23 protein-coding genes are annotated in these 25,948 nt (G+C 55.2%); 8 read left to right on the top strand and 15 right to left on the bottom strand.

Annotation, left to right across the window (positions count from 1 at the left end):
• Positions 1–15 precede the first annotated feature (15 nt).
• Positions 16–492, bottom strand: coding sequence for a 2-C-methyl-D-erythritol 2,4-cyclodiphosphate synthase (gene ispF, locus PSR63_RS02575; RefSeq protein WP_274330470.1), 477 nt, complete (start codon positions 490–492; stop codon positions 16–18).
• A gap of 170 nt (positions 493–662) precedes the next feature.
• On the opposite strand from ispF, the gene PSR63_RS02570 reads away from it, so the two are divergent.
• From PSR63_RS02570 to PSR63_RS02560, 3 genes are read left to right on the top strand one after another with little or no spacing between them, the layout of a single operon-like run.
• Entirely contained in the window at positions 663–1,691 is a 1,029-nt protein-coding gene (locus PSR63_RS02570; RefSeq protein WP_274330468.1) for an ABC transporter ATP-binding protein, read from the top strand.
• A 17-nt stretch (positions 1,692–1,708) separates the two neighbouring features.
• Entirely contained in the window at positions 1,709–2,557 is an 849-nt protein-coding gene (locus tag PSR63_RS02565; RefSeq protein ID WP_274330466.1) for an ABC transporter permease, read from the top strand.
• A gap of 5 nt (positions 2,558–2,562) precedes the next feature.
• Positions 2,563–3,420 (top strand): ABC transporter permease, encoded by an 858-nt coding sequence (locus PSR63_RS02560; protein ID WP_274330464.1) that lies wholly within the window; start codon positions 2,563–2,565, stop codon positions 3,418–3,420.
• Here PSR63_RS02560 and PSR63_RS02555 read toward each other — a convergent pair.
• Positions 3,417–4,799, bottom strand: coding sequence for an MFS transporter (locus PSR63_RS02555; RefSeq protein WP_274330462.1), 1,383 nt, complete (start codon positions 4,797–4,799; stop codon positions 3,417–3,419). The genes PSR63_RS02560 and PSR63_RS02555 overlap by 4 nt on opposite strands.
• 250 nt (positions 4,800–5,049) lie before the next feature.
• Positions 5,050–5,601 carry a class IV adenylate cyclase gene (gene cyaB, locus PSR63_RS02550; protein WP_274330460.1) on the bottom strand — a complete coding sequence of 184 codons (552 nt, stop codon included), beginning with the start codon at positions 5,599–5,601 and terminating at the stop codon, positions 5,050–5,052.
• A 271-nt stretch (positions 5,602–5,872) separates the two neighbouring features.
• Between cyaB and PSR63_RS02545 the strand changes: the two genes are divergently transcribed.
• Complete coding sequence (locus PSR63_RS02545; protein WP_338000661.1) at positions 5,873–6,541, top strand: TlpA family protein disulfide reductase; 669 nt, start codon at positions 5,873–5,875, stop codon at positions 6,539–6,541.
• A 17-nt stretch (positions 6,542–6,558) separates the two neighbouring features.
• On the opposite strand, the gene PSR63_RS02540 is transcribed toward PSR63_RS02545, so the two are convergent.
• The 6 genes from PSR63_RS02540 to larB all read right to left on the bottom strand — a co-directional run bounded on the left by PSR63_RS02540 (position 6,559) and on the right by larB (position 12,525).
• Positions 6,559–6,906, bottom strand: coding sequence for a P-II family nitrogen regulator (locus PSR63_RS02540; RefSeq protein ID WP_105356734.1), 348 nt, complete (start codon positions 6,904–6,906; stop codon positions 6,559–6,561).
• A 452-nt stretch (positions 6,907–7,358) separates the two neighbouring features.
• Complete coding sequence (locus PSR63_RS02535; RefSeq protein WP_274330455.1) at positions 7,359–8,861, bottom strand: ammonium transporter; 1,503 nt, start codon at positions 8,859–8,861, stop codon at positions 7,359–7,361.
• A 525-nt stretch (positions 8,862–9,386) separates the two neighbouring features.
• Positions 9,387–10,169, bottom strand: a complete 783-nt coding sequence (locus PSR63_RS02530) for an MBL fold metallo-hydrolase (protein WP_274330453.1) — start codon at positions 10,167–10,169, stop codon at positions 9,387–9,389.
• A 154-nt stretch (positions 10,170–10,323) separates the two neighbouring features.
• Positions 10,324–10,557: a hypothetical protein gene (locus PSR63_RS02525; RefSeq protein ID WP_274330451.1), complete on the bottom strand. Its 234-nt coding sequence runs from the start codon at positions 10,555–10,557 to the stop codon at positions 10,324–10,326.
• 293 nt (positions 10,558–10,850) lie between these two features.
• Positions 10,851–11,738 carry an NAD(P)H-hydrate dehydratase gene (locus PSR63_RS02520; RefSeq protein WP_274330450.1) on the bottom strand — a complete coding sequence of 296 codons (888 nt, stop codon included), beginning with the start codon at positions 11,736–11,738 and terminating at the stop codon, positions 10,851–10,853.
• A 16-nt stretch (positions 11,739–11,754) separates the two neighbouring features.
• Entirely contained in the window at positions 11,755–12,525 is a 771-nt protein-coding gene (larB, locus tag PSR63_RS02515) for a nickel pincer cofactor biosynthesis protein LarB (RefSeq protein WP_274330449.1), read from the bottom strand.
• Between the two features lie 187 nt (positions 12,526–12,712).
• Between larB and PSR63_RS02510 the strand changes: the two genes are divergently transcribed.
• On the top strand, positions 12,713–14,023 hold the full coding sequence (locus PSR63_RS02510) for a Gfo/Idh/MocA family protein (RefSeq protein WP_274330447.1): 1,311 nt from the start codon (positions 12,713–12,715) through the stop codon (positions 14,021–14,023).
• A gap of 109 nt (positions 14,024–14,132) precedes the next feature.
• Here the strand turns inward: PSR63_RS02510 and PSR63_RS02505 are convergent, their stop codons facing one another.
• Complete coding sequence (locus PSR63_RS02505) at positions 14,133–15,311, bottom strand: hypothetical protein (protein ID WP_274330445.1); 1,179 nt, start codon at positions 15,309–15,311, stop codon at positions 14,133–14,135.
• A 335-nt stretch (positions 15,312–15,646) separates the two neighbouring features.
• On the opposite strand from PSR63_RS02505, the gene PSR63_RS02500 reads away from it, so the two are divergent.
• From PSR63_RS02500 to PSR63_RS02490, 3 genes are all read left to right on the top strand, one after another.
• Complete coding sequence (locus PSR63_RS02500; protein ID WP_274330443.1) at positions 15,647–16,597, top strand: bifunctional riboflavin kinase/FAD synthetase; 951 nt, start codon at positions 15,647–15,649, stop codon at positions 16,595–16,597.
• 27 nt (positions 16,598–16,624) lie between these two features.
• Entirely contained in the window at positions 16,625–17,614 is a 990-nt protein-coding gene (locus PSR63_RS02495; RefSeq protein WP_274330442.1) for a DHH family phosphoesterase, read from the top strand.
• A 135-nt stretch (positions 17,615–17,749) separates the two neighbouring features.
• Positions 17,750–18,475: a hypothetical protein gene (locus tag PSR63_RS02490; protein WP_274330440.1), complete on the top strand. Its 726-nt coding sequence runs from the start codon at positions 17,750–17,752 to the stop codon at positions 18,473–18,475.
• Here PSR63_RS02490 and PSR63_RS02485 read toward each other — a convergent pair.
• From PSR63_RS02485 to PSR63_RS02465, 5 genes are all read right to left on the bottom strand, one after another.
• Complete coding sequence (locus tag PSR63_RS02485; RefSeq protein ID WP_274330438.1) at positions 18,472–18,765, bottom strand: PF20097 family protein; 294 nt, start codon at positions 18,763–18,765, stop codon at positions 18,472–18,474. The genes PSR63_RS02490 and PSR63_RS02485 overlap by 4 nt on opposite strands.
• A gap of 46 nt (positions 18,766–18,811) precedes the next feature.
• Positions 18,812–19,216: a hypothetical protein gene (locus PSR63_RS02480; RefSeq protein ID WP_274330436.1), complete on the bottom strand. Its 405-nt coding sequence runs from the start codon at positions 19,214–19,216 to the stop codon at positions 18,812–18,814.
• A 324-nt stretch (positions 19,217–19,540) separates the two neighbouring features.
• Positions 19,541–22,555 carry a nitrite reductase large subunit NirB gene (gene nirB, locus PSR63_RS02475; protein WP_274330435.1) on the bottom strand — a complete coding sequence of 1,005 codons (3,015 nt, stop codon included), beginning with the start codon at positions 22,553–22,555 and terminating at the stop codon, positions 19,541–19,543.
• 382 nt (positions 22,556–22,937) lie between these two features.
• On the bottom strand, positions 22,938–24,647 hold the full coding sequence (locus PSR63_RS02470; protein WP_274330434.1) for a multiheme c-type cytochrome: 1,710 nt from the start codon (positions 24,645–24,647) through the stop codon (positions 22,938–22,940).
• Between the two features lie 93 nt (positions 24,648–24,740).
• Positions 24,741–25,919 carry a DUF1573 domain-containing protein gene (locus PSR63_RS02465; protein ID WP_274330433.1) on the bottom strand — a complete coding sequence of 393 codons (1,179 nt, stop codon included), beginning with the start codon at positions 25,917–25,919 and terminating at the stop codon, positions 24,741–24,743.
• Between the last annotated feature and the right edge of the window lie 29 nt (positions 25,920–25,948).

The raw sequence follows: 25,948 nt of genomic DNA, 5'->3' as shown, positions 1-25,948 counted from the left end.
ATGATTGGGTGGAGTTTAAACTTTACGCAGCAGGCAAACGCATTGGACTTCGATCGCTTCCTCGCGGCCAATGCTGCCGACGCTCTCGCCGGTCTTGGCTTTGATGCCGATGTCCTCTGGCGAGACGTGCAAGATTTCGGCGATGCGAATCTGCATCAGCGACTTCAGATCTGCCAGCTTGGGACGTTGAGTGTGGATGACGCTATCGAGATTGATCAGCGTCCAGCCCTCGTCGAGGACTTTTTGGTAAGCAAGTTGTAGAAATTCGCTTGACGGTCGATCCTTGTTTTCTTCATCGGTATTGGGAAAAAGCTGCCCAATATCAGGAAGATTAGCCGCACCCAGTAACGCGTCAGTGATGGCATGCATCAAAGCATCGGCGTCGCTGTGTCCGACCAGGTGTTTGTCGTGCGGAATTTCGAGGCCACCAAGAATGAGTGGACCCCCGTCGGCAAGTCGATGGGTGTCGTGTCCGAGCCCGATACGTATCATCCGTAATTATTTCCCCAAGGCGAATCAATCCTCGCTGGGTCACGTTCCGATCTCCCTGACCGGAAAACACGCCCGAAAGCGCGGCGATTATAGCGAATACCCCATATTGCCACAACGCGAGGGGGCCCGACCAACTGTCCGAAAATACCCCCCTGGTCTATAATCTGCACATGGCACCCATCATCCAATTAGAAAAGCTGACCAAGACCTACGAGGTCTACCAGAAGCAAGAGGGCCTGCTTTCTTCGATTCGCGGGCTATTTCATCGGCAGTACAAGACTGTCGAGGCGGTCAAAGGGATCGATCTGACCGTCGATCAGGGGGAATTTGTCGCCTTTCTCGGCCCCAATGGGGCGGGAAAAACGACCACGCTGAAACTTCTTTCCGGCGTGATCAATCCCACCTCCGGCACGGCCACTGTCATGGGGCACGTCCCCTGGCACCGAGATAACGCTTATCGTCGTCGTTTTGCCCTTGTGATGGGGCAAAAGAACCAACTCTGGTGGGATCTGCCTGCCCAGGATAGCTTTCGGCTGCATCAAAAAATTTATCGAATTGATGCCGATCAATTCCAGCGAACCCAGGACGAATTGGTCGACCTGTTGGGGGTGAAAGAGCTCCTCTCGCAGCCGGTCCGGGCACTATCTCTGGGCGAACGCATGAAGATGGAGTTGATTGCCGCCCTGCTCCACTCGCCAGATGTGTTGTTTCTCGACGAACCGACGATCGGGCTCGACGTGGTTGCCCAGCACAACATTCAGCAGTTTCTCAAGCATTATCAGCAGGAACGCAAGATCACCGTCCTGTTGACCAGCCACTATATGAAGGACATCGCCGCGCTGTGCCAACGCGTGGTAGTCATCGCTCATGGGGTGATCATCTACGACGGCTCGCTCAGCGGCATCATCGATCGCTTCGGCGGTTATAAGATCCTCACGCTCACCTTCAACGAAGATGCCGCGTCAGGCAATCTTTCCCGCTTTGGCGATGTCATCTCGGAAGACTTCCCCAAGGTCAAACTGCGGGTCGACCGAGCGAAAGTCGGCGAAGTGCTCGCATCGATCCTCGATCAGTACGAACTGGCCGATGTCGGTGTCGAGGATCCACCGCTGGAAGAAGTGATTGCGGATGTCTTTTCGCTGGCACATCCCGGCGACACGTCCGCTAATGAAAAGAAGATGGCCGAAGCGTCGACCTAACCGCAGGAGAGAGGAACATGGCGGAACTCGCCGCACGGGCCTCCACCTGGTGGGCCATCTTTCAGATCAACTTCTACGAGAAGCTCGTCTATCGGGGCGATTTCATGCTGGGGACGCTGATGCGTTTCCTGCCGATCGTCACGCAAATCTTTCTATGGTCGGCGATTTTCTCCGCCCGAGGTGGTGGGGACAGCACAGGCGAAGAGATCGTTGGGTACACGTACTACAACATCGTCGCTTACTACCTGCTATCGACCGTATCTCGGGCATTTTCCAGCATGCCAGGCCTGGCTTCTGGCATTGCCTTGCAGATCCGTGAAGGAGAAATCAAGAAGTACCTGATCCAGCCATTGGATCTGATTTCCTTCTTTCTGCTCAATCGCGTGGCCCACAAACTGACCTATTACATCGTGGCTGCCGTGCCGTTTGCGATTGTGTTCTTCGTTTGCCGTGGTTACTTCGAAGGATGGCCGCCGGCTCAGGTGCTGTGTGCGTATTTCTTCTCGCTGATTCTTTCCTTCATGCTGGGCTTCTTCATGGAAGCGACGATCGGCATGATCGGTTTCTGGTTTCTGGAAGTGCGCTCGCTGCTGTTTGTGTACATGCTGTTCACGTTCTTCCTGTCCGGGCACATGTTTCCCTTGGATATGCTGAACGAACTGGGTGGCCCCTGGTCGACGATTGTGAAGTCGTTGCCGCTGATGTACCTGGCGTATTTCCCCGCGGCTGTGTTTCTCGAGAAGATCACCGGCGCGGAATTGATGTGGGGGCTGATCGTGCAGGTCGGCTGGGTTGTCTTCTTCATTATCGCATCACGCCTCGCATTTCATTACGGCGTGAAGCAGTACAGCGCTTACGGAGGTTGATCTCGATGAACGACCGACCTTCCTACAGCAGCGTATTCTTCATGTTCCTGCGAAACAGCCTGGTCCGAGACTTGAGCTTTCGCTCGAACTTCTGGGTCGAATGTGTCTCGAGCCTGTCCTGGGTGATCATGAACCTGGGCTTCTACTTGCTCATCTTCAGCTATACCAACTCGATTGGTAACGACACTGGTTGGGGCAAGTGGGAATTCTTTGTCTTCCTGGCGACGACACTGTTGGTGAATAGCCTGGTACAGATGTTCTTCATGCCGAACATCCAAGAGTTTTCCGAGTTGATCCGTACCGGGAAACTCGACTTCGCTTTGCTCAAGCCAATCGATACCCAGTTCCTGATTAGCTTCGAGAAAGTGAACTGGCCTTCCACCGCCAACTTTCTGTTCGGCATCTTGTTGATGTCGATCAGTCTTTACCAATTAACGCATCGGCCGAGCGATGCCATTGAATTGACCGTGGGTATGGTGGCGGTGTACCTGGTCTTTTTGCTGTGTGGTGTGGCGATCCTTTACAGTCTTATGATCGTCCTGGCTGCATCCAGCATTTGGCTGGGCAGGAACACGTCGCTGTACGACTTCTGGTTTTACATCACGAGCTTCTCGCGTTACCCGATGGAGATCTACAACGCCGGTACCCTGGGGCTGACGCTCAAGATGATTTTCACGTTCGCCATTCCGATTCTGATTGTGGTGAACGTCCCAGCACGAATTCTGGCCCAGCCGATGGGCGTCGATCCGACCGACAAATGGCTTCTGTCCGCCTACATGCTTGTTGCCACAGCGCTGAGTCTTCTGTTCTCGCGTTGGGTCTTCAAGATGTCTTTGAAGAGCTACCGAAGCGCGAGTAGTTAGACTTCGTCGTCCGGGTCGACATCCATCTCGCCGTATTGCACATGGTGCCCCGGTTCGTGTCGTGGTTCGACCAAGAACCAGGTCATGATCCACCCGATAAACAAGATGACAGCGATACCGCTGAAGACAATTTCAAAGCTCGTCAGGTCGATCAGTAGGCCCACAAACGGCGAAAGCACCATCGGCACCGCGATACACAAGCTTTGCGTGGCCAGGTAACGCGGGTGCAATTCTGAGGGGACGAGTTCCAGGGTGTAGTTGGTAAACGCACGGAACGTGATTGGCGTCACTCCCACAAACAGGAAGAGCCAGTCAAACAGGTAGAGTCCCATGTTGCCTGAGTGAACCAAAGCAATCGAGCCCAGCGGTAAGATCATCACGCCGAAGAGCATCGTTCGCAGGACCAGGCGATTCCCTTTCCAGTCGGCCAAGGGACCGCCCAGCAAACTGAAAATGGCTGTGCCGGCATTCTGGATGATGACCCAGAAGATCATCCGCGAAAGATCGACATCCAGTCGTTCGCGAGCCAGTGCTTGATAGTGTGGGAAGAGCATCAACGAAAAACCAAACGCCGCCGCGATCAGACACACCCAGCGAAAACGCAGGTCGTTCCTTACAACCAGGAATGACTCCAAAAACAGATGCTTGGCCGAGAATATCTTCTTCTCATGTTGATCGCGGTTTTCCCTCAGGCCAATAACGCTCAACGCGCTGAGGACAAACGCAAACGCCGCAAACCCGAAGATCCAGTTAACCTGAATCGTGTTTCCTTCCAGCCACTTCGGCAGCAGCCAAGCTGCCAGTGAGATGGCAATGACCGCCCCGATCACGTTCGAGGCCAGCATCAGTCGCCCGCGAAGATGGGGCGGAATGAGCTTGCCTTGGGAGGTTCCGAAGCCGAGTTGATTGAGGCCGGTGGCACAGAAGAAGAGAAAGTAGAAGCCGAGGAAGCCAACGACCATAGCCGATTGGCCAATCGTCGAATCGACGCCAGGAATAAACATGGCAGCCAGGCCGGCAAATGCGACCGACATCGCCAACGAGGTCCCAAAGAGTGACCATTTCTTCAGTGGCAGACTACGCAGCCGATCCGCATAGAGCAGCGGCGGGCAGCTTTGGCCAATTCGGCCGAGGATAGGAAGAAAGCCACGCACCCAGCCAGATCCGGCAATCAGATCAAGTACAGCTGGAATGATGATGCTCTCGGTTTTGAAGATCCAACCGCACCGCAGGACGATTTGGTAAATCGTAAGCAGGGTAAAATTCCGAGAGACGCCCTCTTCGAATTGGATGCCAGATGACGCGTCTGCCTTGGGTTGGGAGGCCTGCCGGTCGTCTTCTGGCTCCGCGGCAGTCGAGGAAAGAGGGTTTGCGCTCATCTAACTCATTATAGAACTGGCCTTAAGGACCGACGACGGGGGCCAAAATGGGCTAGGGGCAAGAAAAGAGGAAGCCCCAGATCGAGTGCGCGGTAACTTAACGACCCAGGGCTTCCTCAAACAATCGCTACATGAAGAGAGGATCTTCACGCAGAAAATTGTCGCGGTGAGAGGTAAAACCCCGGTAATCCGGTAAGGTTTTGGCGGAATCGGAAAAAATCCGGGAAAGTTCTAAGGGGAGTTTTCTTCCCTAGGTGTCGCCCAGAATCAATTCCAGGTAACTTCGACGCTCGCTATTGGAGAGTCCGAGTTGATCGGCCAATTTGGCAATCGCGTCTTTGGCCGCTTCCATGTCTTCTTCGCCTGAGGTGATCTCAAGCTCGACGAACTTGCCCAGGTTGAGCACTTCGTCCATGGCGACCATCACGTCAAAACCTTCATACTGAATGTGTGACTTGCGGCGATCCTTGGTCACTTCGGCAACATGGGTGAAACCAAGTGATTCAAACATGTCGACGATGTTGGCCGCCCCTGTCTTGCCAGAAATCAGCGGAACTTCAATTTCACGCCGGGTTTTCGTCGAATCATCGACTTTCGGGCCTTTGTAGGTGATGTAGTTTTGGTCGCCAACGCGACGAATCCGCAGTGCCTCATCCGTCTCGGCGAAATTCCGGGAAGGATGGCTGTAATACTTGTCTGCCTGACGCTTGGGAACCTCGATGATTCCGCCCAATTCCTCCAACTGCGACTCGATGGGCGCCAGGTTGTCGACCGGAAATTTTAATTCAACCTCAAATTTCATCGCACAAGTGAATCCTTCAAGCAGCGGAATGCTTCCAAAATCGGGAAGCTATCAGCCGATGTTGTACAACAGGCTGACGGGAACACAATGACCTATTATTTCCTTATGGGGCAGTTGTTGCCAGAGCGATCTGATCCAGGGAAGCCCAAGACAAGCCGAAAGTCCCTTGTTTTGTCGGTGCCTAGGGCCCCACGATGCCGGTCTCGCCCGATAGAATGAGGTGGCCCTGGGCCACGCATGTCCCTTCATACGACCTTAATACGAACTTGTCATGCCACGACTTTATTCTCGATTTACGGCCCCGCCCAGACGAAGTATGGGACCTCGAAGGGGCAATGTCGGCCTATTTGTCTTGCTGTGTGTCTTGGCAGGCTTGGCCGTCATATTGCTCGCATTGCTTTTTGGTCCCGGGGGCAGTGGTCCGGCCACTTCACATCCCTGGGTGGGGCAACCAGTCCCAATGGCTCAGCTTCAACCACTGCTAAACGCGGATGCGGCCGTAGATACCGATCAATTTGCCGGGAAGGTGACGCTCGTGAACTTCTGGGGGCCGTGGTGTGGTCCTTGCCTGATGGAGCTCCCCGAACTGCTACAGATTCGCGAGCGTTATTCGGACAACCCAGACTTCGAGCTGATTCCGATCTCGTCCGATGGAAGGTGGATGCCTGGCCAGCCTGGATTGTTTGAAGAAGAGACCGAGCAGCTGAAGCACGATTCGCAGTTGGTTCTGGCCCAATACAATTCGGCGATGCCTGTCTACGTCGACATGAATGCCGACCTTCGGCGAGAACTGATAAAGACGAGCCCTCAGTTCGGCTACCCAACCAATTTCCTGGTAGGTCGCGATGGCATGATCAAAGCGGTATGGGTCGGATATGGTGGCGATCTTACCCCGATTTCCAAAGCGATTCGTGCCGAACTGGAGGCTGGCCAAGAGTAGGCCAGACTGAAGACCCGTTAGATTGCTTCTGGACCGCGTTCGCCGGTGCGAATTCGGATACAGTCATCCATCGGCACGACGAAGATTTTGCCGTCTCCGATTTCTCCCTTGTCGCTCGATCGAGCCCCCTTCACGATCGCGTCGATGGTGGGTTCGACGAAATCCTCGTTCACCGCGATCTGCAGCTGGACCTTACGAAGCAGGTTGACCGTGAACTCGTGCCCTCGATAGACCTCGGTTTGCCCCTTTTGGCGGCCGAAACCCTGGCAATCCATCACCGTCAGACGAAAAACCTCTACCTCGGTCAAGGCTTCCTTGACGGCTTCCAAGCGGCTTGGCTGAATGATGGCAATCACAAGTTTCATAGAGAGGGGTCCAGATCGAATGTTCGATGGGAGTCCAAACCGTCGAATGTAAACCGAGGGCCCTTATGGGGCAAGTGCCAGCCAGCAGACTGGGAAAAGAAGAGCTTTTAGCGTTGGGGTGGATATCAAGTTTTCAGCGTTCAGTTTTAAGTAAGACAAAACCTGCCGTTTCGCGACCACTCTTGTCCCCTCGCCCCTTTGGAGAGAGGGCTAGAGTGAGGGGCGAACGAGGTGTCAGCTTGAACATGCACGTCTTGCTGAAAACTGAATACTGAAAACTTCAAACTGAGCACCGCGCATAAAAAAACCCCGACTTGGAAGAGCGAGGCGGAACACCCTTCCAAGTCATTGGGGTAGAACTTCTGGCCCAGGCAAAGGCCGAAGTGTCTTCATTAACATCGCGGGCAATGCCCAGGGCAAAGCCCGCGAGGTTGGCTTTCAAACATTCAGTCTTAGGAGGCGACGTGGCCAGCTTGCTGGGTTCCTTCGGAAACCAGGTGAGCTGGGTAGGCGTACATGCCGTGCTCGTGGATATCGAGACCGGCCATTTCTTCTTCAGCACTGACTCGCAAGCCCATGGTGAACTTGATCAGGTTGAAGATCACAAAGCTGACGCCGAAGGCCCAGACGAAGCCGACTGCGACACCAATGATTTGGGTGATCAGCTGAGCAGGACCACCACCGTTGACCAGACCGCCATCGGTCATGAACAGGCCAACTGCCAGCGTACCCCAGGCACCACAAACACCGTGGACCGAGACAGCACCGACGGGATCGTCAATCTTCAGCTTGTCGAACATCACACAGGAGAGAACCACGATCACGCCACCGATCAAACCGGCAACAGCTGCCCAAGCTGGGCTCAGGGCATCACAACCAGCGGTAATGGAGACCAGACCAGCGAGAGCACCGTTCAAGGTGAACGAGGTGTCAGGCTTGCTGAACATGATCCACGAAGTGATCATGGCACCAACCACACCGGCTGCAGCAGCCAGGTTCGTGGTGACAGCGATGTAAGCGAACGAACCACCACCAACAGCCGTGGTCGAACCAGGATTAAAGCCGAACCAACCCAACCAGAGGATGAACACACCCAAGGCACCCAGCGGAATGCTGTGACCTGGAATTGGCTTAACCTTACCGTCAGCAGTGTACTTACCGATACGTGGACCGATCGTGATGGCACCGGCCAAAGCAGCCCAACCACCGATCGAGTGAACCACGGTCGAACCAGCGAAGTCGTAGAAACCAGTTTCCATGCCTTCGAGCCAGCCGCCACCAGCGTAAAGACCACCCCAAGCCCAGCTACCGAAGATCGGGTAAACGATCACGGTGATCAGAACCGAGTAGACGAGGTAAGCGGTGAACTTGGTTCGTTCAGCCATTGCACCCGAAACAATCGTCGCGGCAGTAGCACAGAACACGGTTTGGAAGATCAGGAAGGCCCAGTTGAAACCAACGTTCGAGTTGACTTCCATGGCAGCTTCACTACCACCGTCGAACAGGAACATGTCCGTTCCGAGGAAGCCGTTGGTGTGACCGAACATCAGGCCGAAACCAATCAACCAGAAAGACAAAGAACCGATGGAGAAGTCCATCAGGTTTTTCATAACGATGTTACAAGCGTTCTTAGCACGCGTGAAACCAGCTTCGACTAAAGCGAAACCAGCCTGCATGAAGAACACGAGGAACGCTGCCAGGCAGGTCCAAAGCGTGTCAACGTCGCCAAGCACGGCGTCTGCGGTGAGAGGTTCTTCAGCTTCCTCTTCTTCAGCAGGGCCTTCTTCGGTGGCGGCTTCTTCAGCTTTGGGTTCGCCGGCTTCAGCCATCGGAGCATCTTCCGATGCCGGCGTTCCGGCGTCTTGCGCCGAAAGCGGGTAAGAGATCATGAGGCCGAGGGCGATTGCGAGCATCGCAAACCACACTCGGTTGGGGAGGGAGAGGGAACTTACCATGTGATTCGTACCTTTTACATAAGATGAAACAAACATCAGCCAGCTATATGCCAGGGCCAGGAATCGATCCAACGTGGGACATCTCTGAGTGCGCCTTCCCACGCAGGGTCGTGTGCACAACGCACCCCTGATCGCAAGCGTTGTGCCATTAGTTCCGACTATGCCAATGAAAAGCCTCGGCCAAGAAAATGTGGCGTTCTATGTCGTGTTCTACGAACGACTTATGAGATGGCGGGAATTTAAGCTTTTCACTGGACGTTTTTGCGAAGGCCTCAGCATGCAAAGAATGCGCGCATGAAGCTTGCTACGATTCTCAGCACTTTTGCTTGGCGCGGTTCCCTCCGTTTGGAACGCCCTTGGCATACGCAATCGCCCTAATAATGGCTCATCGATCGCCGCAATGAGAATCATTGCGACAAACGCCAGCATGCGATGCCTGTAAGAAAATGCGCAAAAAAATAGAGGAACCTTAATGAAAGGTCCCTCTAGCCGCTTATTTTGCTGGTTGGCTTTGCGATGACGTTCTTACTTGGGCAGAACGCCTTTGACGATTTCGTCTTCCCATTCGTCCATCAGAGGCCAGTCAATCGCACACGTTCCAAAGTCGGCCATGTGAAGATAGCCATTGAGCCGGGCAATCGTCTTGTCGAGCATGGCGTCATCTTTTCGGAAGATGGGGCCATGACTGGGAAGAAGCCACTTCACGTCGCTCTGACGAATTCGCTCGAGCGATTTGATGAAGTCAGGAATATCGCTGCCGTGGTGAGCATCGATCGCACCGACGCAGCCATCGCGGTAGATATTATCGCCGGAGAACAACAAGTCCCCCATACGGAAGCTCAATTGGCTGTTAGTGTGGCCTGGCGTGTGCCAGACTTCCAGTTCGAGCTTGCCGACCGTCAGCGTATCGCCGTCGACGATCTGATGTTCGATCTTTACGGGGGGCATGTCCAGGTGAATATCTTGCAACGCAATCTCGGCGAATGTTTGCAGCTTGTCGCCCGACTCCAAGGCCTTCACAGCCAATGGATGGGAGGTGACCGTCGTTCCGAGAATCTGCTTGGCCTTTGCGAGCCCCTGAATGTGATCGACGTCCGCATGGGTTGCGATCAGCGTTTTGCAGTTTGCCAGGGGAAAATCGATGTTTCGGATCACGTCGATGTAGTCTTCGACCGTTTCATCGAACCCGATATCGATAAGAATCCACTCGTTTCCCTCGTATACCAGGTAGACATTGCAGCCGAGCAGCTCACCTGCCTGGTAGTTGAGTTCGATAACGTTTGGGAAGATTTCTTTGCGAGGCTGCATGACAGGCAAATTACCTTGGGCGGAATTGGGATTTAGATAATGTCCCCATCTTAACCGCCCCCCCAGTTCAGTCACAACCAGAGGTTGACCTGCTGAGGAAGATCGAGCACCTAAGCTCATAGACTGCGTAGGCGCTCTCACCAGAGAGATGGTATTAGCGACGCGAGCCGCGGGTTAGAAAAGCACCAATCTCACGTACATCGACTTGATCCGGGGCGTCAGCCATACGTTGCCAAATCGTATTGGCATCGTCCCAGTCGAGATTTGTCTCGTTGCTATTAGCAGATTGACAAATCGCTTCCAGGGCACGCTCTTCTTCCCCTTCGCGGAATGCCCAGACGTAGGTCTGACCATCCTTTTCGTAAACGACTGCGTTCATCGTTACCATAGGTCGCCCTCCTTCGCGTCCTGCCTCTTTTTGCCTCTGTTCCAGCAAGTCGCGATGTTAAGTGATTGTTGAACGAATCCTCGGTGAACAACTCCGACGTGAAAATTCATGTCGAAGTTCCGTTAAACCTTGTCAAAGAATACTCACTTCATCGACACGAACCAATTGCAAAATCGTTGTGGATATCCGTACACGCTAATCCGCGTTTAGCGGATGACTATTGAACCGTGACGTTTCTCGCTGCATCGGAAGCAATAGTCGTGCAAACAACCACTGTTGCATGGACGTTTGATTTAGGTGGAAGGAACATCGCGTCGCGACTCGTAATCGCGCCACGCTTCTTCCACGAAAGACAGCAAGTCAGATGCCGTGAGGCCTGCCTGTGTTGTCTCTTGGATTGCTAGATCGGCTGCTAATCCATGAAGGAAAACCGCAAGAACAGCCGCGTCATAAACAACAAGCGACTGAGCAAGAAGTGCCGTGATCAAACCGGTGAGCACGTCGCCGGTGCCTCCGGTTGCCAAGCCAGGATTGCCAGTGGGATTGTGCCATTGGCGTTGTCCATCGGTAACAAGCGTGTTGGGACCTTTCAAAACAACAACGATCTCTTGCCGGCTTGCCAACTCGACGGCCATACTTCGCGCGTCTTCCATCGAGAGGTGCGGTTTGCCGACAAGACGTTGGAATTCGCCAAGGTGAGGCGTAATGACACGTGGGCCAGCATGACCAGCAAGTGGATCTTCGCGCTGCGACAAAAGATTCAAACCATCGGCATCGATGATCATCGGTTTCGCAAACGTTTCATACAGATAAGCCACAAGATGAAACAAGCCGCGCGATTGCCCCAAGCCTGGTCCTACGCCCAGGCAATCCGCCGGTTGAAGTTTTTCGCTTAAGCGTGCCTTGGCATGAAAAGGAATGTGTCCATGACGATCCGTCGGCAAGGCCCACGTCATGTAGGACGGTTCAAAGTTGGCGACCGTGTTGATGATCGCATCGGGAACGGCCAGCGTCACCAAGCCTGCTCCTCCTTTGAGGCACGCTTGCCCCGATAGGCTGATCGAACCAGGCATACCCACCGAGCCACCAACCAGTAACGCCCTGCCAAAGGTTCCTTTGTGCGAATCGGCTGCGCGTGGCGTGATGATCGGCAAACCGGATGGCAAGGGTTGAGTGGGCATGAATGGTTCCGTCGTCTTAACCTTCGGGTTGTGATTTGGCTTGCAGTACGCGTAGCGAAATGAGGCCGGCCAGGTAAGCACCCTTGAAGCCAGCGTCAATGTTCACGACCGTGACGTTCGAGGCACAGCTGTTGAGCATGCCTAGCAGTGCAGCAACGCCTTGGAAGCTCGCTCCGTAGCCGACGCTCGTCGGTACCGCTATCACCGGGCAGGCCAAGTGACCACCAGCGACACTCGGCAAGGCGCCTTCCATTCCAGCCACCACAATAACCGCGTCGGCATTACTCAACAGGTGAGCTTGCTCTCCGAAGCGATGAGGGCCAGCCACACCGACATCTTGGATGAACACAGGCTCGATACCCATCCAGCGTAATGTCTCGCGTGCTTCTTCCGCTACCGGCAAATCACTCGTGCCGGCTGTCACCAGGCCAACATTGCCCCAGGTTGGCTCGTCGCTAGGCATGCGAAACGTACGCGCTTTCTCGTGGTAGATTCCTTCCGGCAACAGCTCCTTAAGAGCCGCACCTTTCGCGTCGTCGATTCGCGTTGCCAGCGATTTATCCCCGCGCTGCTGTTGCTTGCTGAAGATCTCGACGATCGTTTCCACTGATTTGCCTTCGCCGAAAACAACTTCGGGAAAGCCGCAGCGGCGAGCGCGATCGATGTCGAGGGTCGTATCGGAGAGCTGCTCGGACTTAGGCTGCATGACTTGCGAACAGAAGTCAGCGAGGGTTACTTTTCCGGCGCGGTAGTGCTTGGCAAGGCGTTCCAGTTCGTGGCGTTTCATGGAGATCGAGATCAGTGGTTTTCGAAATTGGGGCAAAGCAAAACGTTTGATTATACGAAATAGTCCCTACTTGGGGCTGGGCCGAAATTCTTTTTGGACAATCCCTAGTGGATCGTGGTTTAATAGGGTGTTCTGGCACCAAATTATCCCACCAAATGCCCCCCTGCCCTCTTCGAGGAATCGTTCTATGAATCACCCGCAAAAATCTTCGCGTCGTCACTTCCTGAAAGCAGCCGGCACCGCGGCGGCAGTCGCTGGGGTTGCCAGCTACGTGCCCCGACATGTCCTGGGGGCCGACGGCGTGCCGAGTGCCAATGAGAAAGTGAACCTGGGCGTAATCGGTTTTGGTAACCGCTGCAAATACGTCATGGGTGGCACGCTGCCGCATGAGGACGTGCGATGTATCGCCATCGCCGACGTCTGGTCGAAGCATCGTGACGACGGCAAGGCGATCGTCGACAAGCACTACGGCAATACCGACTGCGAGACGATGCGTGACTTTCGTGAGTTGCTTGATCGAAAGGATATCGATGCCGTGCTGATCGCGACCGGAGATCGGTGGCACGCGGCAGCATCGATCCTGGCAGCCAAGGCCGGCAAAGATGTCTACAGCGAAAAACCATGCGGTATCACGATCGAAGACTGCCAGCAACTGGCCGATACGATCACTGCCGAGCAAAAGGTTTTTCAAGCTGGTACCCAGCGGCGTAGCGTGCCCAACTTTATCAAGGCAATCGAGTTGGCTCACTCCGGTAAGCTCGGTGAACTGCAAACGCTACATGCGTCCGTTTATCGACCGGTCCTCGATAACAGTTGGTTACCAGCCCAGGCTCAGCCTTCGCAGGACGAGATTGATTGGAACTTGTGGCTCGGCCCAGCCGCATGGCGTCCCTTCAACCTGGCGTACGTGCAAGGCAGATGGCGTGGTCAGTGGGACTTTGATTCCGGTGCCCGGCTGTTGGACTGGGGTGCCCATACCGTCGACCTTTGCCAGTGGGCGAACAAGGCCGACGCGACCATGCCGGTTGAGTATCAGCCGCACAAGGAAGGCATCACCTGTCAGTACGAGAACGGCGTGAAGTTGGAAATCGATTTCCTGGACGATCCGTTCGGTGATCGCTCGCCTGACTACATCACGCGACTGGGAACATGCCCCGTCAGGTTCATCGGCAGCGAAGGCTGGGTTGAAACGGGTGACAGCGGCGAGATCGTCTGCTCTTCGCCGGCACTCCAGAAAGAGATCACCGAAGACACCTCGCGCGTTCGCGGTTTGGATGTCGCCAGTCACTCGCGAAACTTCCTCGATTGCATTCGCTCTCGCAAGCTGACCGCTGCCAACCAAAACGTGATGCGCAAGTCGCACATTGCCTGTCACGCAGCTGCTGCGGCTTGGATCTTTGATCGCAAATTGACGATCGATCCGCAGAAGGAAGTCTTCATTGACGACGCCGATGCCAATGGCCTGGCCTCGCGTCCCGATCGCATCTGGAACGTGTAGACCCTAGATGCAAACAAAACAGCAAGAGCCTCTCTTTCATGTGTGGAAGAGAGGTTTTTTTGCGCCTGTGTGATTGCTCTCTCGGAATACGCCAAGCTGTTGCTGTGCGTTACTCTTCCTCACGCTCTTTTGTGCTCAGCTCAGCAATCTCCCAGCTCAAGCGGCCTAGCCACAGAGCATAGATGAACGTACCACCCACGAGCATCACGCCGGCAGGCAGAGCGATATAGGCCAGGCGTTCGATACCGGCGAAGAAGAAGATTGCCGCACCGGTAGCCATGATCGCGGAAATTAGGACAAACGTCGCGATGTAGAATAGCAGCCACTTCCCGGGAAGTTTGAAAAGGGAAGCGACGACCGAAGAACTCCACGGCGTCACGACCGAGCCTTGGTCGAGCATCGATAGGTAAATGACCGGGAAGCCCAGAAACGTAAACGCTAACAGCGGTAGCGCCGACCATTGGTCGATGGTGGCCATAAGTCCAAACGGGACGATGCTCAGCAAGACGGCGATCACCAGGAAGAGGGCTTCCATCATGCGGTCGAAGATGCCGAGTTCTGGCCAGTCCCATTCCTCCTGTCCGCTTGAGATCGACATGACGAGGAACAGGAAATGGCTTCCTAGGAATATGGTCGTACCAGCACCGAGGACCACCGAAAAGGCGGTGCCAGCCAGACTATACATGTAGTTCATGATCGACTCGTCGGGCTGTAGGCCGTAGTAGATGGCATTGGTCGCGAAGTAGATCGTTACCGAAGCGAATACAGAAAGGAAGACCCATCGCATCAATAAGCCCACATCCGAGAACAACAAGATGTCCCGCTGGATCTCTTTGGGCGCGAAGGTCAGTGGGTAGTCAACCAACTCTTCGCGGGGATCGTAGTCGATTGGGGTGAGTTGTTCGCGCGGTTTTTTTTCTTCCTCGTCCGAGTCTTGGTAGCCGCGTGGCTTGCGTTCTTCAAACGCGCCTTGCGTTCGCTTGTTCAGGTCCTTGCGTTCGGCTTGTTCCTTCATCTCCTTCTCGGCCTGGGACATGATTTCCTGCCCCATCTTTTTGCGGGCCTCATCATGATCATGGGCCACGTCTTTCAAGCCGTATTCATCCTCTGGCACAATTGGCTCAGGGACATCCAACTTGATCTCAGACTTTTCGATCGTGAAGCGATGGTGGCAATCAGGGCACTCGGTCTTGCGACCCACATCCATGGAGCGAACCGAGATGCGAGTCGAGCAGACAGGGCATGTCACCACGTGCGTCTTGAAATGGGAATAAGAAGGCTCAGTCACGAGAGGGACTCTCTAGCAGATGGGCAACGTAGGGCTAAGCGATTTCTATTTTAACGCAGAAAATCAGAAATACCCGTTGGCTTTTGCTTTCTTGGCACTTCGGAAAACGTGCGTCGATATTGCATAGATCGCTGCTGCCGGCCAGGAACCAGGAAGAGGATCTAGGCGCACTTGTATCGATTGTCTCGATTTAACGTCAACCAGTGAAGCAAGTTAGCTAGAATTCGGAAGAAGGTTTGGTTGTCATACGGTTAGGAACCAAGCAAAATACGAGTTTTCCTACGAGTGGCTGGGCAAAATATGCAGGCCACGTCGCCCCTGGGCAAAGGCGAACTGTGCAACTTTATCGGGACTTGGATTCGCTTTCGACAGAAATCCGAAGCGGAGCGCTAACGATCGGCAACTTCGATGGCGTTCACTTGGGACACGCCAAGATTGCGCAGCAAGTGCGACAGCGAGCCGACGAAGTCGGGGGCCCGGCGGTTGTGTTTACGTTCGATCCCCACCCGGTTCGACTTCTTCGTCCTGAGTTGGCGCCACCACCCCTTACCTGGACACGGCGCAAGGTCGAGCTTCTCGGTCAACTTGGTATCGACGCTGTCATCGCTTATCCCACGACGCCTGAGCTTCTGCAGTTAACGCCGGACGAATTCTTCCAGCAGATCATCGTGCAGAAGATGGCTGCCAAAGCGATGGTGGAAGGCCCTAATTTCAATTTCGGAAAAGACCGCGCCGGCGACGTTAAAACATTGGAAGCTTTGTGCCAGACGAACGGCATCATGCTGGACATCGTCGAGCCGCTGACCAGGCCGGGCGAAACCGAGTACGTTTCGAGCAGTCGTATCCGCAAGCTGATCGCTCAAGGAAACGTTCAGTTGGCCTGCGAGATGTTAACGCAGCCCTATCGCATTCGCGGGATGGTGACCCACGGAGCAGGCCGCGGCGCTCAGCTTGGGTTTGCCACCGCTAACTTGGAAGCAGTCGATACGCTGGTGCCAGAGATGGGCGTTTATGCCGGGATGAGTTATCGCGGAGACGACGTGTATGCCGCCGCGATCAACATCGGCCCGAATCCAACGTTTGGCGAGAAGGCACGCAAGATCGAGATCCACCTGATCGGTTTTCAGGGGTCACTGTATGGTGAGCCGTTGGAGGTCTCGTTTCTCTCGCGGCTGCGGGAAGTGACTACCTTTCCAAATGCCGAGGCACTCAAGAAGCAACTCGATCAAGACATTCAAACAACGATCCAGACTTTTCAAAATTATCAGTCGCAGACTTCGCGTTAGACTGCCTGAAGGACGATGGACACTCCCATGAGTATTGACTGGGCCGCACTGAAAGCGGCGATCGAAGCTCCCCAGCGATTTGTTCTCACTAGCCACGTTCGCCCCGACTGCGATGCGTTGGGCAGCGAATTGGCCATGGCGGCCATTCTTCGTCAAATGGGCAAAGACGTCACGATCGTCAATGATTCCGAGACGCCGACGCATCTTGAATTCATCGATCCAGCCGGCGAGATCAAGCAGTTAGGTAAAGACATCACGCGCGAAGAGATCCAAGACGGCTTCGATGCGTTCATGGTGGTGGATACGAGTGCCTGGATTCAATTGGGCGAAATGGCGGACGCGATGAAAGAGTTTCGTGGCGTCAAGCTGGTATTGGATCATCACGTCAGCCAGGACGACCTGGGGGGCGAGATGTTCAAAGACGCGAAGTGTGAAGCGACCGGACGCCTGGTATATGAAGCCGCCAAGGCCTGGGGCGTGCCAATCACCAAGGAGATGGCAACCGTGATGTTTACGGCCATTGCCACCGACACCGGTTGGTTTCGCTTTCCTTCGGTCAGCGGATCTACCTATCGAGCGATTGGCGATCTGATGGACGCCGGGGCCGTGCCCAGTGAAGTCTATGGAAATCTGTTCGAGAACGAACGGCTGCAACGGGTCAACCTGCGGGGACGAATCCTGGCCAGCGCCAAAATCATTCACGACGGCAAGCTGGCCTATAGCATGGCGACCCAGCAGGACTTTGAAGAAACGGGCGCTACCCCCAGCGATACCGAAGATGCCATCAATAAAACGATGGCCGTCGCGGGCGTAGAGGCCGCGATCTTATTTGTCGAGTTGCCCAACGGAGACGGGGTCAAAGCCAGTTTCCGAAGTCGATCGTCGCTCGATGTGGCCAAGCTTGCCCAGCAGTTCGGCGGTGGCGGGCACGTCGCGGCCGCAGGGGCCTTGGTGAAAAAGCCACTGGATGAGGTGGTTTCGATGCTGCTGGAAGCGACCGAAAAGGCGATGGGTTAATCCGCTAGCTCAACGGATCGCATCGACCCTGCCCCGATCTTTTTCCTAGCTCGCCAAATCGATTCAATCCGTACGCTCGCTGGTGCCGATAACGAGTGAGAACCCACTCACGTATCACCAGAGAGTTGCTAGCACATGTGGTGCCCACAGTGTCAGACCCAAGTTGCCGGAATTGCCTCGCCACGAGAGCAGTCGGCCCTGGTCTGCGCGAAGTGCCAAACACGACTCTCGACCGACTCGAAGTCAACGTCCGACACACGGCCCAGCTCTGAGGCCTCTGTGCCGCTGCCGGGGATGCGATTGGATACCCATCGCATGCAGGCAACGCTCAGCCGAGTCGATCAGTTGGTGCAGCGCTTCGGCGAAACGGCGGATTTCCAAGAGGTTGCTCAGCGGATTCCTGCGAAGCGTGCTTCTCAGCCCCAGGCACTTCCTGATCCGGCAGATTCACCCGACTCGGACGATAGTTTTCCACTGCTCGCCTCGCTTAGCTTGGCTGGCGGCGTGATGCTGCTTGTGTGTGGTTGTTTCCTGGTCGTGTGGAGCGTGGTCGCGAAGCGTCCGGAACTGTTCAACATTGGCTTTCCGATCGCTGTCATTTCGCTCGCCTGTATGGCATTGGCGGCGTGTCTTTTCTTTCAAGATGCGTCCGGAAAGCAGGCCGAAACACAGAAGTGGCTGGCTGACGTCCAGAATCAACTGGGCGGCATCCGCGACATCGCCAACAACAGCCGGCATACCCTCGGTTCAATTCCTGATCTGCCGGAATCGACAAGCTCTCCCACCAACGATCGCCTGGCCGAAGCGGAAGAGCGGCTCAACGCCTTGCGTCGTCGCTTGAACCAGTCTCGTAGCCACTAACGCTTCTTGGGATCCAGGTCCATCGTCAGGATCTGGCAAGCTTGGCAGTAATAGCCAGGGATCTTATGGGTCCCGATCTGAATGAAATAAATGGGAGTCAGATTCTGACACCCAAAGAAGAACTTGCGAAGCCAAGATCGCGTGTTGTCGTCCCAGTTGATGTGCGTGTTGCGGACGAGGCCGCGAACCATCGTGTTGCCACAGTCGGGGCAAGTCCGCGTGTTTTCCGTGGAGGTCGATTCTTCAGCGAGAGTGGCTTCGACCGGTGACTCGTATGGATTCGCGGACACGATGGGATGCTTTCCTAAGATGACCTAATCTTGTCACTTGCCGGGGTCAGAGAATCTTGTCCAAAGGAAAGACCAACTGACCAATGCCTTCGTAGAGGATGCCCATCTGACAAATCCCGTAGGCGGCAATTGTAAACTGCGCGATGGTAGCGCCGGCAAACGTAAACTGTCCCAGCGTGATCATGCCGATCCCGAACTGGGCGATCGTGATGATGCCATAACCAAACTGACCAATCGCAACCACGCCGTTGGCAATGACCGGAGTACCGTTCTTACGATACTTGAACGAGATGTGCAAAAGTGGAAGCCCGAACAGTTTGGCGTTCGACTTGTACTCGAAGCCATAGCCGTCCCACTTTTCGAGATAGGGATACGGAGCTCCGCATTTGGGGCAGGCGCGTGCGGAATAGCTAACGTCGTTGCCGCAATCGCGGCAGGGTGTCGTTGCCATGGTGAATACCGGTGACGAGAAGAGTGGGAAGTCAACGCTATCTAATGTAGCGTCGTCGAGGCCCTATCTCCAAAGCTTTTGCGCGCCCCGAGGTTTCTTGGAACCAAGAGCGAAACCTGCCCCACCCTGCCCATTCGCCTCGGAGGGATCGAGGTACAACGGCTGGGGTGAGGCAGCGCTACGGCGTCGCCGTGTGTTCTCGATCCAGGCAGAGGAAAGTGTTCCATCAAGAGGCAGATGGGTGCGGTACGAAGCGATTTGTCGCCACCAGGCGGCAACGGCAAATCAACCCATCTGCCCCTTGAGACGATCGAAGGGTTCCCCTCAACCCCCGACGCATGCCATCTGACGGCTCTTTTCTGCATCGCACGCTGAAATGCAGTGAAGCTTGGTTGCCAGGCTGGCATTCAATGTTTCTTGTGGTGGAAGTTGCACGAAGACCGTTCCCTCTTCTACCTTGACTTTGAAGGTTTGCAGCTTGAAGTCTTCGCCTGACAAGCATTCTCCTGACTCGAGCGAGAAGGTCTTCTTGTGCAGCGGACAGGCCACCTTCGGTACGCCTCCGGCATCACCGATAATGCCGCGGGAAAGGACGAACGCGTTCTTGTGCGGGCACATGTTTTGGCAGGCATACCAGTCGCTGTGGGTCGTGGCTCGGAAGATGGCGATTTGCACGTCACCATATTTGACCGCGGAACCGCCGTTAACGGGGAAGTCGGCCTCGTTGCCCATGCTAACCCAGGTGAGGTCTTCCTCGGCCGGTAGGTCGTGCGAAATCGTTTCGCCGTTGAGTCCTTTAAGTTCGACCAGGTTGACGCTGCTTTCCGGCCAATCGGCGGGACGCTGTTGGTCGCGTTCGGTGATGATCTCGATACCCAGTTCGCTTTCGTCGGTGTTGACGAACTGCTTGAAGAAGGCTCGCTTCTCCGGATCTTCGACGACCGTCTTCCATTCGCACTGATAGGTATCGACGAGCATCTGCATCCGGGCTTCGAGTTCCTCGCAGATATTCAGCGAGTCGTTGATGACCACGTCGCGAATATGGTCGAGCCCCCCTTCCATCTTTTCCAGCCAAACGCTGGTTCGAGTCAGCTTGTCGGCGGTCATGATGTAGTACATCAGGAAGCGGTCCATGTACTTCACGGCCGTTTCCTCGTCGATGTCGGCGACCAAAAGGTCAGCGTGGCGAGGGTTCGCACCGCCGTTGCCGCAGACGTACAAGTTATAGCCGTTCTCGGTAGCAATCAGGCCGACGTCTTTGCCCTGAGCTTCGGCACATTCGCGAACGCAACCGCTGACCGCGAACTTCAGCTTATGCGGGGCGCGGATGCCTCGGTAACGATTTTCAATCTGGATCGCAAAGCCGACCGAATCGCCCACCCCGTAGCGACACCAAGTACTACCGACGCAGCTTTTCACGGTTCGCACGGCTTTACCGTAAGCGTGGCCGCTCTCGAAGCCGGCGTCGATCAATTCGGACCAGATGTCCGGCAGGTCCTGCACCTTAGCTCCAAACAGGTCGACACGCTGGCCACCGGTGATCTTGGTGTACAGGTTGTACTTCTTGGCCACCTCACCCAGGACAATCAGCTTGTCGGGCGTGATTTCACCGCCTGCTACGCGAGGAACCACGCTGTAAGTGGCATCGCGTTGGATGTTGGCCAGGAAGCGGTCGTTGGTGTCTTGCAGCGTTTTGTGCGATGTTTCCAGAATATGGTCGTTCCAGAGCGAGGCAAAGATCGAAGCAGCGGCCGGCTTGCAGATCTCGCAACCTTCGCCCTTACCGTGCGAAGCCAGCAGATCGTCGAACGTTTTGATCTCTTTGATTTTGACGATCTCGAACAGCTCTTGCCGCGAGTAGGCAAAGTGTTCGCACAGGTCCTTGCTCAATGTCTTGCCGGCAGCGGCAAGTTCGGCGGTCAGGATATCGGTGACCAGCGGCATACAGCCACCACAACCACCCCCGGCCGAAGTGCACTTCTTTACTTCCGCAGGCGTCATCAAATCGTTATCGCGAATCGCCGTGCAGATCTGACCCTTGGTCACGTTGTTGCAGGAACAGATCTGAGCGCTGTCGGGCATGCTCTCGGCACCACCCAGTGCGGCAGCACCGCCGCCGTCTCCGCTGGTACCCATTAACTCGCTGGGGGAACAGGGTAACGGATCACCACTCTTCGCGAAGACAGACAGCGTGCCGTATTCCGAGGCATCGCCTACCAGGATTCCACCTAGCAAGGTCTTGCCATCTTTGCTGAACAACAGCTTCTTGTAATTTCCTTGGAAGGGATCTTCGACGACCAGCGACGTACTGACGTCTTCGCTGGCTTCGTAGTTGCCAAAACTGGCGACGTCGACACCCATCAGTTTCAGCTTGGTCGAAAGGTCGGTCCCGCAAAACTTCAGGTCTTGCCCACAGAGATTACCGGCGACGATCTCGGCCATCTCGTATCCGGGAGCAACCAGGCCATAGATCATGCCGGAGTGCAGCGCGACTTCGCCGATGGCGAAGATCTTGGGGTCAGACGTCCGCAAGTGATCGTCGACCGAAACACCGCCGCGCGGTCCGATATCGATTCCTGCTTCCTTGGCGACATCGTCACGTGGGCGAATACCGGCCGAGACGATGATCATGTCGACATCCAGGTCGGTATCGTCGGTGAAGATCATCTTCTCGACTTTGCCGTCTCCTAGGACTTCCTTGGTTCCCTTGTTCAGGTGAACATCAACGCCCAGTTCTTCGATCTTTTGAACCAGTAGCTTCGAGCCGCGATCGTCAACCTGGCGGGGCATCAGCCGCGGGGCGAATTCGATCACGTGGGTTTTCATGCCCAGGTCGAAAGCCGCCTTGGCCGCTTCCAGACCGAGCAGACCGCCACCGATCACGGCACAGGTCTGGGCCGTCTTGCCGTGCTCGATAATCTTCTCGAGGTCTTCGATCGTACGGTAAACGTACACGCCGTGCTTGTTGATACCTTCGACGGGCGGCACGAATGGATAAGATCCCGTGGCGAGAACCACGTAGTCGTATTTGATCTCCGCGCCGTTCTCGGAGTAGACGACCTGGTTATCGCGGTCGATCTTGTGAGCCCGATCACCCAGGTGAAGCTCGATGCCGTGTTCCTGATACCACTCAAGCCGAGCGATCATCAGCTTTTCAGCGTCGCGATGGGCGAAGAACGAGGTGAGCCCGACGCGGTCGTAGGCGGCCCGTGGTTCTTCGCAGAAGGTGACAATCTTGTATTGTCGTGCTTGATCGAAGTCGACCAGTTTCTCAACGAAACGGTGCCCGACCATACCATTACCGATCACCACGATGGTTTGCTGATCGTCTGTCACCATGAGTTGGATTTCCTCGTTTAGGATGCACTTGCGCAGTTTGCCGCCTCGTAGAACGCAAGCGGTGTGCCCAGATGAGAGGTGGAATCTTTCGTCGAAAATCGCGTGCGCATAAATGACGTAAGGGAAAAGACTTACGAGAAGCCAACAGAAAAGTGGATTCGTTTAGTCCACCCATGGCAAAGAAATGATCGGCAAATAAAAAGGTGCCTGCTGCGCCCCTGCGCAGGCAGATGCAGGCGTCTCTCGCAATGGGAAGAGCGAGTCAGGACAAGAGAAGGCCAACCGCTGAGAGTCCTTCAATCAGCGGACTTTGACGACGCTTTTTTCAATGGATCTAGCGTCTTTGCGAGCATACGACGCAGTGAGCACCAGAGAATGCGCTCTAGTGCTTAATCTCTTCCCAGTACTTCTCAAATGCGCCTTTGACGTGGAAGTCGGGGCTGTTGTCGAGGTCGTGACACTTCAGACAAGTGTCGCGGGCCGCTTCCAGTGGCAGCTTCATCTGATCGACGAACATCGCCGTCTGCTCATCCGAGAAGCCCCCTTCTCCATTTTGGGAGGCAACGTGATGCGAACCAGGACCGTGGCAGTTTTCACAGCCGACACTCTTCATATTCGGAGTCGCTTCCAGACCGAGGTAGCCAGAACGATACGGCAGGTAAAGCTCTGGATTCCACCCTGTCACGTGACATGCCAGGCACTCGGGATCGAAGTGCCGCGGTACTTCGAAGCGTTCTGGTGGATGAACCAGCGTATCGGTGGCGTGGCTATGCTTGGAGTTTTCCCACACTTCGTAAGCTTCCGAGTGGCACTCGGCGCACGTTTCGGAACCGACAAACGAGTGTCCACTGCTATGCGGCTGTGGACGAATGCCCAGCCCGTCGAGGCCGAGCGTTTCCAACTGCTTTTGGTAGCTGGCCAAGAGACGAAGCATCTCTTCCGAGTCCTCGAAGCGAGCATCCAGGGCAACCCGTTCATACCGAATGGGCTGTTGTGGATCGTTGAATAGGCCAACCACACCAACATACATCCCTTTGGTACCCACTTGAATCATCTGGGTGTTGGTGCCTTCGATGTTTTCAGGTTTCAGCGTGGGCTCCCCTGCCCCGCCTGCGGTAACCACGATCTGGAATCCCGGGAAGGCCTTGGCGTATTGTCGGCTTTCCTCCAGCGTGGCATGCGAAAGGAGAACGTACAGATCACAGTTCTCGGCCTTCAAGGCGTTCCAACTGGCTTCCAACTCTTGCATGGGATCGCCCATCTCAACTTCCGAGTTCGAGATCTTCTGTTGTTCCTTAGAGCCCAGAACGCCCGTGATGCCGATCTTCTTTCCGCCAGCTTCGACAATCCGGTGCTTCGGCGTGAAACCGAGGAGGCTGGCATTGCTGGAGATGTACTTAATGTTGTCGGGGTCTTCGGACGCTACCGCTGCAAAGACTTCGTCGACCGAGAGCCGCAGGTCATCGGGGCCGAAGCTGACCGCTTCGTAGTCCATCTTCTTCAGACCTTCGGCGGTGGTCTGGAACTTGATCTCGGCCTGACGTCCAAAGCGGCGGACCTGGTTACCGACATCCAAAGCGACAACATCCCAGCCGCGATCGTTACGCAACTGATTCAGGAAGGTCTGACGCCGCATCAGCCCCCCTTTTTGATTGTCGAGACCCGTGCATCCACAAGGTTCGATGTATCCGTGCTGCTGCCCAGTGAGAAACAGGGCGATTTGCGGCTTGTTCCAGCCCTCGAACAGTTCGCGGCGCGAGAACTTGGGCTTCTCGGCTTCTTCTTCCGAGGCATCCATCATGGCGATTTCGGACGGCATTGCCACGGGCTGAACGTTCGACGTGCCGGAGCCATTGGGATTCAGGGGCATCTCGGCGCCTGTGCGGACAATCTCGGAAGACCCCGCTGGCGATGCCTCGTTAACGGGAATTGGCGTCACGGCGCCGACATCGACTCGATTTTTCCCAGGAGCTTGCTGGGCAGAGGGATTGGCTTGGCTGACTTCGGTTGAGTTGCTACAGCCCAAGGTGGCCGCTAGCAGGAAGGTCGCTGCCGAGAGGAAGGAGGCCAGGTGACCAGTTTCGTGACGCATACCATTGAGGGGGTTGTTGGTTCGACGAAGCGCTTACCGGTCCCCTTCTATCCTGGTGACCGGTTCTAAGCGACATGAGTTACATCGATGAATCTACTCGACTGAGAAATAAACACCAATATTGACCTCTTGGATCTCAGGGTGTCCTTCCACAGATAGAGCGATTTTCCCCAAATCCTTACGCTCTGGTCCCAGGAAATTGCCTTCCGGCACGCCAGCAGGAATGTCAACCGAAAGAGGGATCTTGCGGACACTGCCGTTGTTGATCGACTCAGGCTCACCAACTTCGACCTTCATGTAGTCAGGAAACGTCTCAGCGACTTTCACATTAACGTCGTTACGGTGCGGGCCTTTCACAATCAGGAATAGTTTGGTCGTAGTTCCTTCAGCCTTCTTCAGCTTATTGAGGTAGAGAACCGATTTGTCGCGATCGTACTTCTTAATCGCGATGACTGAGATATCGCCCACCAGGAAGCTGGTGACGGGAATCTCAAGCTCAGGAGCGAATTCGCTGGTGGTGTGGGCCACAATCGTATGGCGATTCGTACCCAGCGGCAGACCCGGCTTTACTTCGACTTCCACTAAATACCCGGCCAGGGCCCCATTGGACTGTTTCAGTTCTTCTTCCGTCAAAGGACGTTGGGTCGCTGTGAGCAGTTCGGACTGGCTACCCGTTATGCTGAGGTCTTTGATCTCAAACGCGTCTTCCTTGAAGCTCAAGACTTTGGCCGCTGCTTTACGTGTTTCGCCGGCAGCCAGGTTGGTGAAGCGGACTTCGGTCGGATCGAGAACAATGGCCTTCACCACGCTGCCGGTGATGCGCAATTCGAGCAGCGTGTTTCGCGGATCGTTGGTTGCGATGCGGGCCGTCTGGGCGAAGTCTTCAGAATAACTCTTGGGACGCCACTCCAGTTTGATGTCGGTCGACTCGCCTGGGGGAACTTGTAGCGTGTCCCCTTCTTCCAGGTCAGCCATGGTACACTTGCAGGTGGTGCCTTCCATGGTCAATTCAAGCATCCCCTTCCCTTCGTTTTTCACAACAAACGTGTGCTTGCCGACCGAGTTCAGTTCCATGCGACCAAATACGAAGACCGGGCCCCCTTGAACGACTGCCTGAGGGGCGTCTTCCGAAATGGGAATCGACTTCCACGCTTGATCCGGATCGGTAATCGGACCGAAGTGATTGGGGAGTGTCGCGTCGCGGTAGGCGACGCCATAACCGGCTGCGGAGCCAATTAGCAGACAGACAATCACAAGGGCAATAGGTTTCATGGCATTGATAAGGAAAAGAGGCGGAATGA

The organism is Bremerella sp. P1, from assembly GCF_028748185.1.
Taxonomy (GTDB): Bacteria; Planctomycetota; Planctomycetia; order Pirellulales; family Pirellulaceae; genus Bremerella.
The sequence above is the reverse complement of the archived record's forward strand: the minus strand, read 5'-3'. Positions and strand labels throughout refer to the sequence as shown.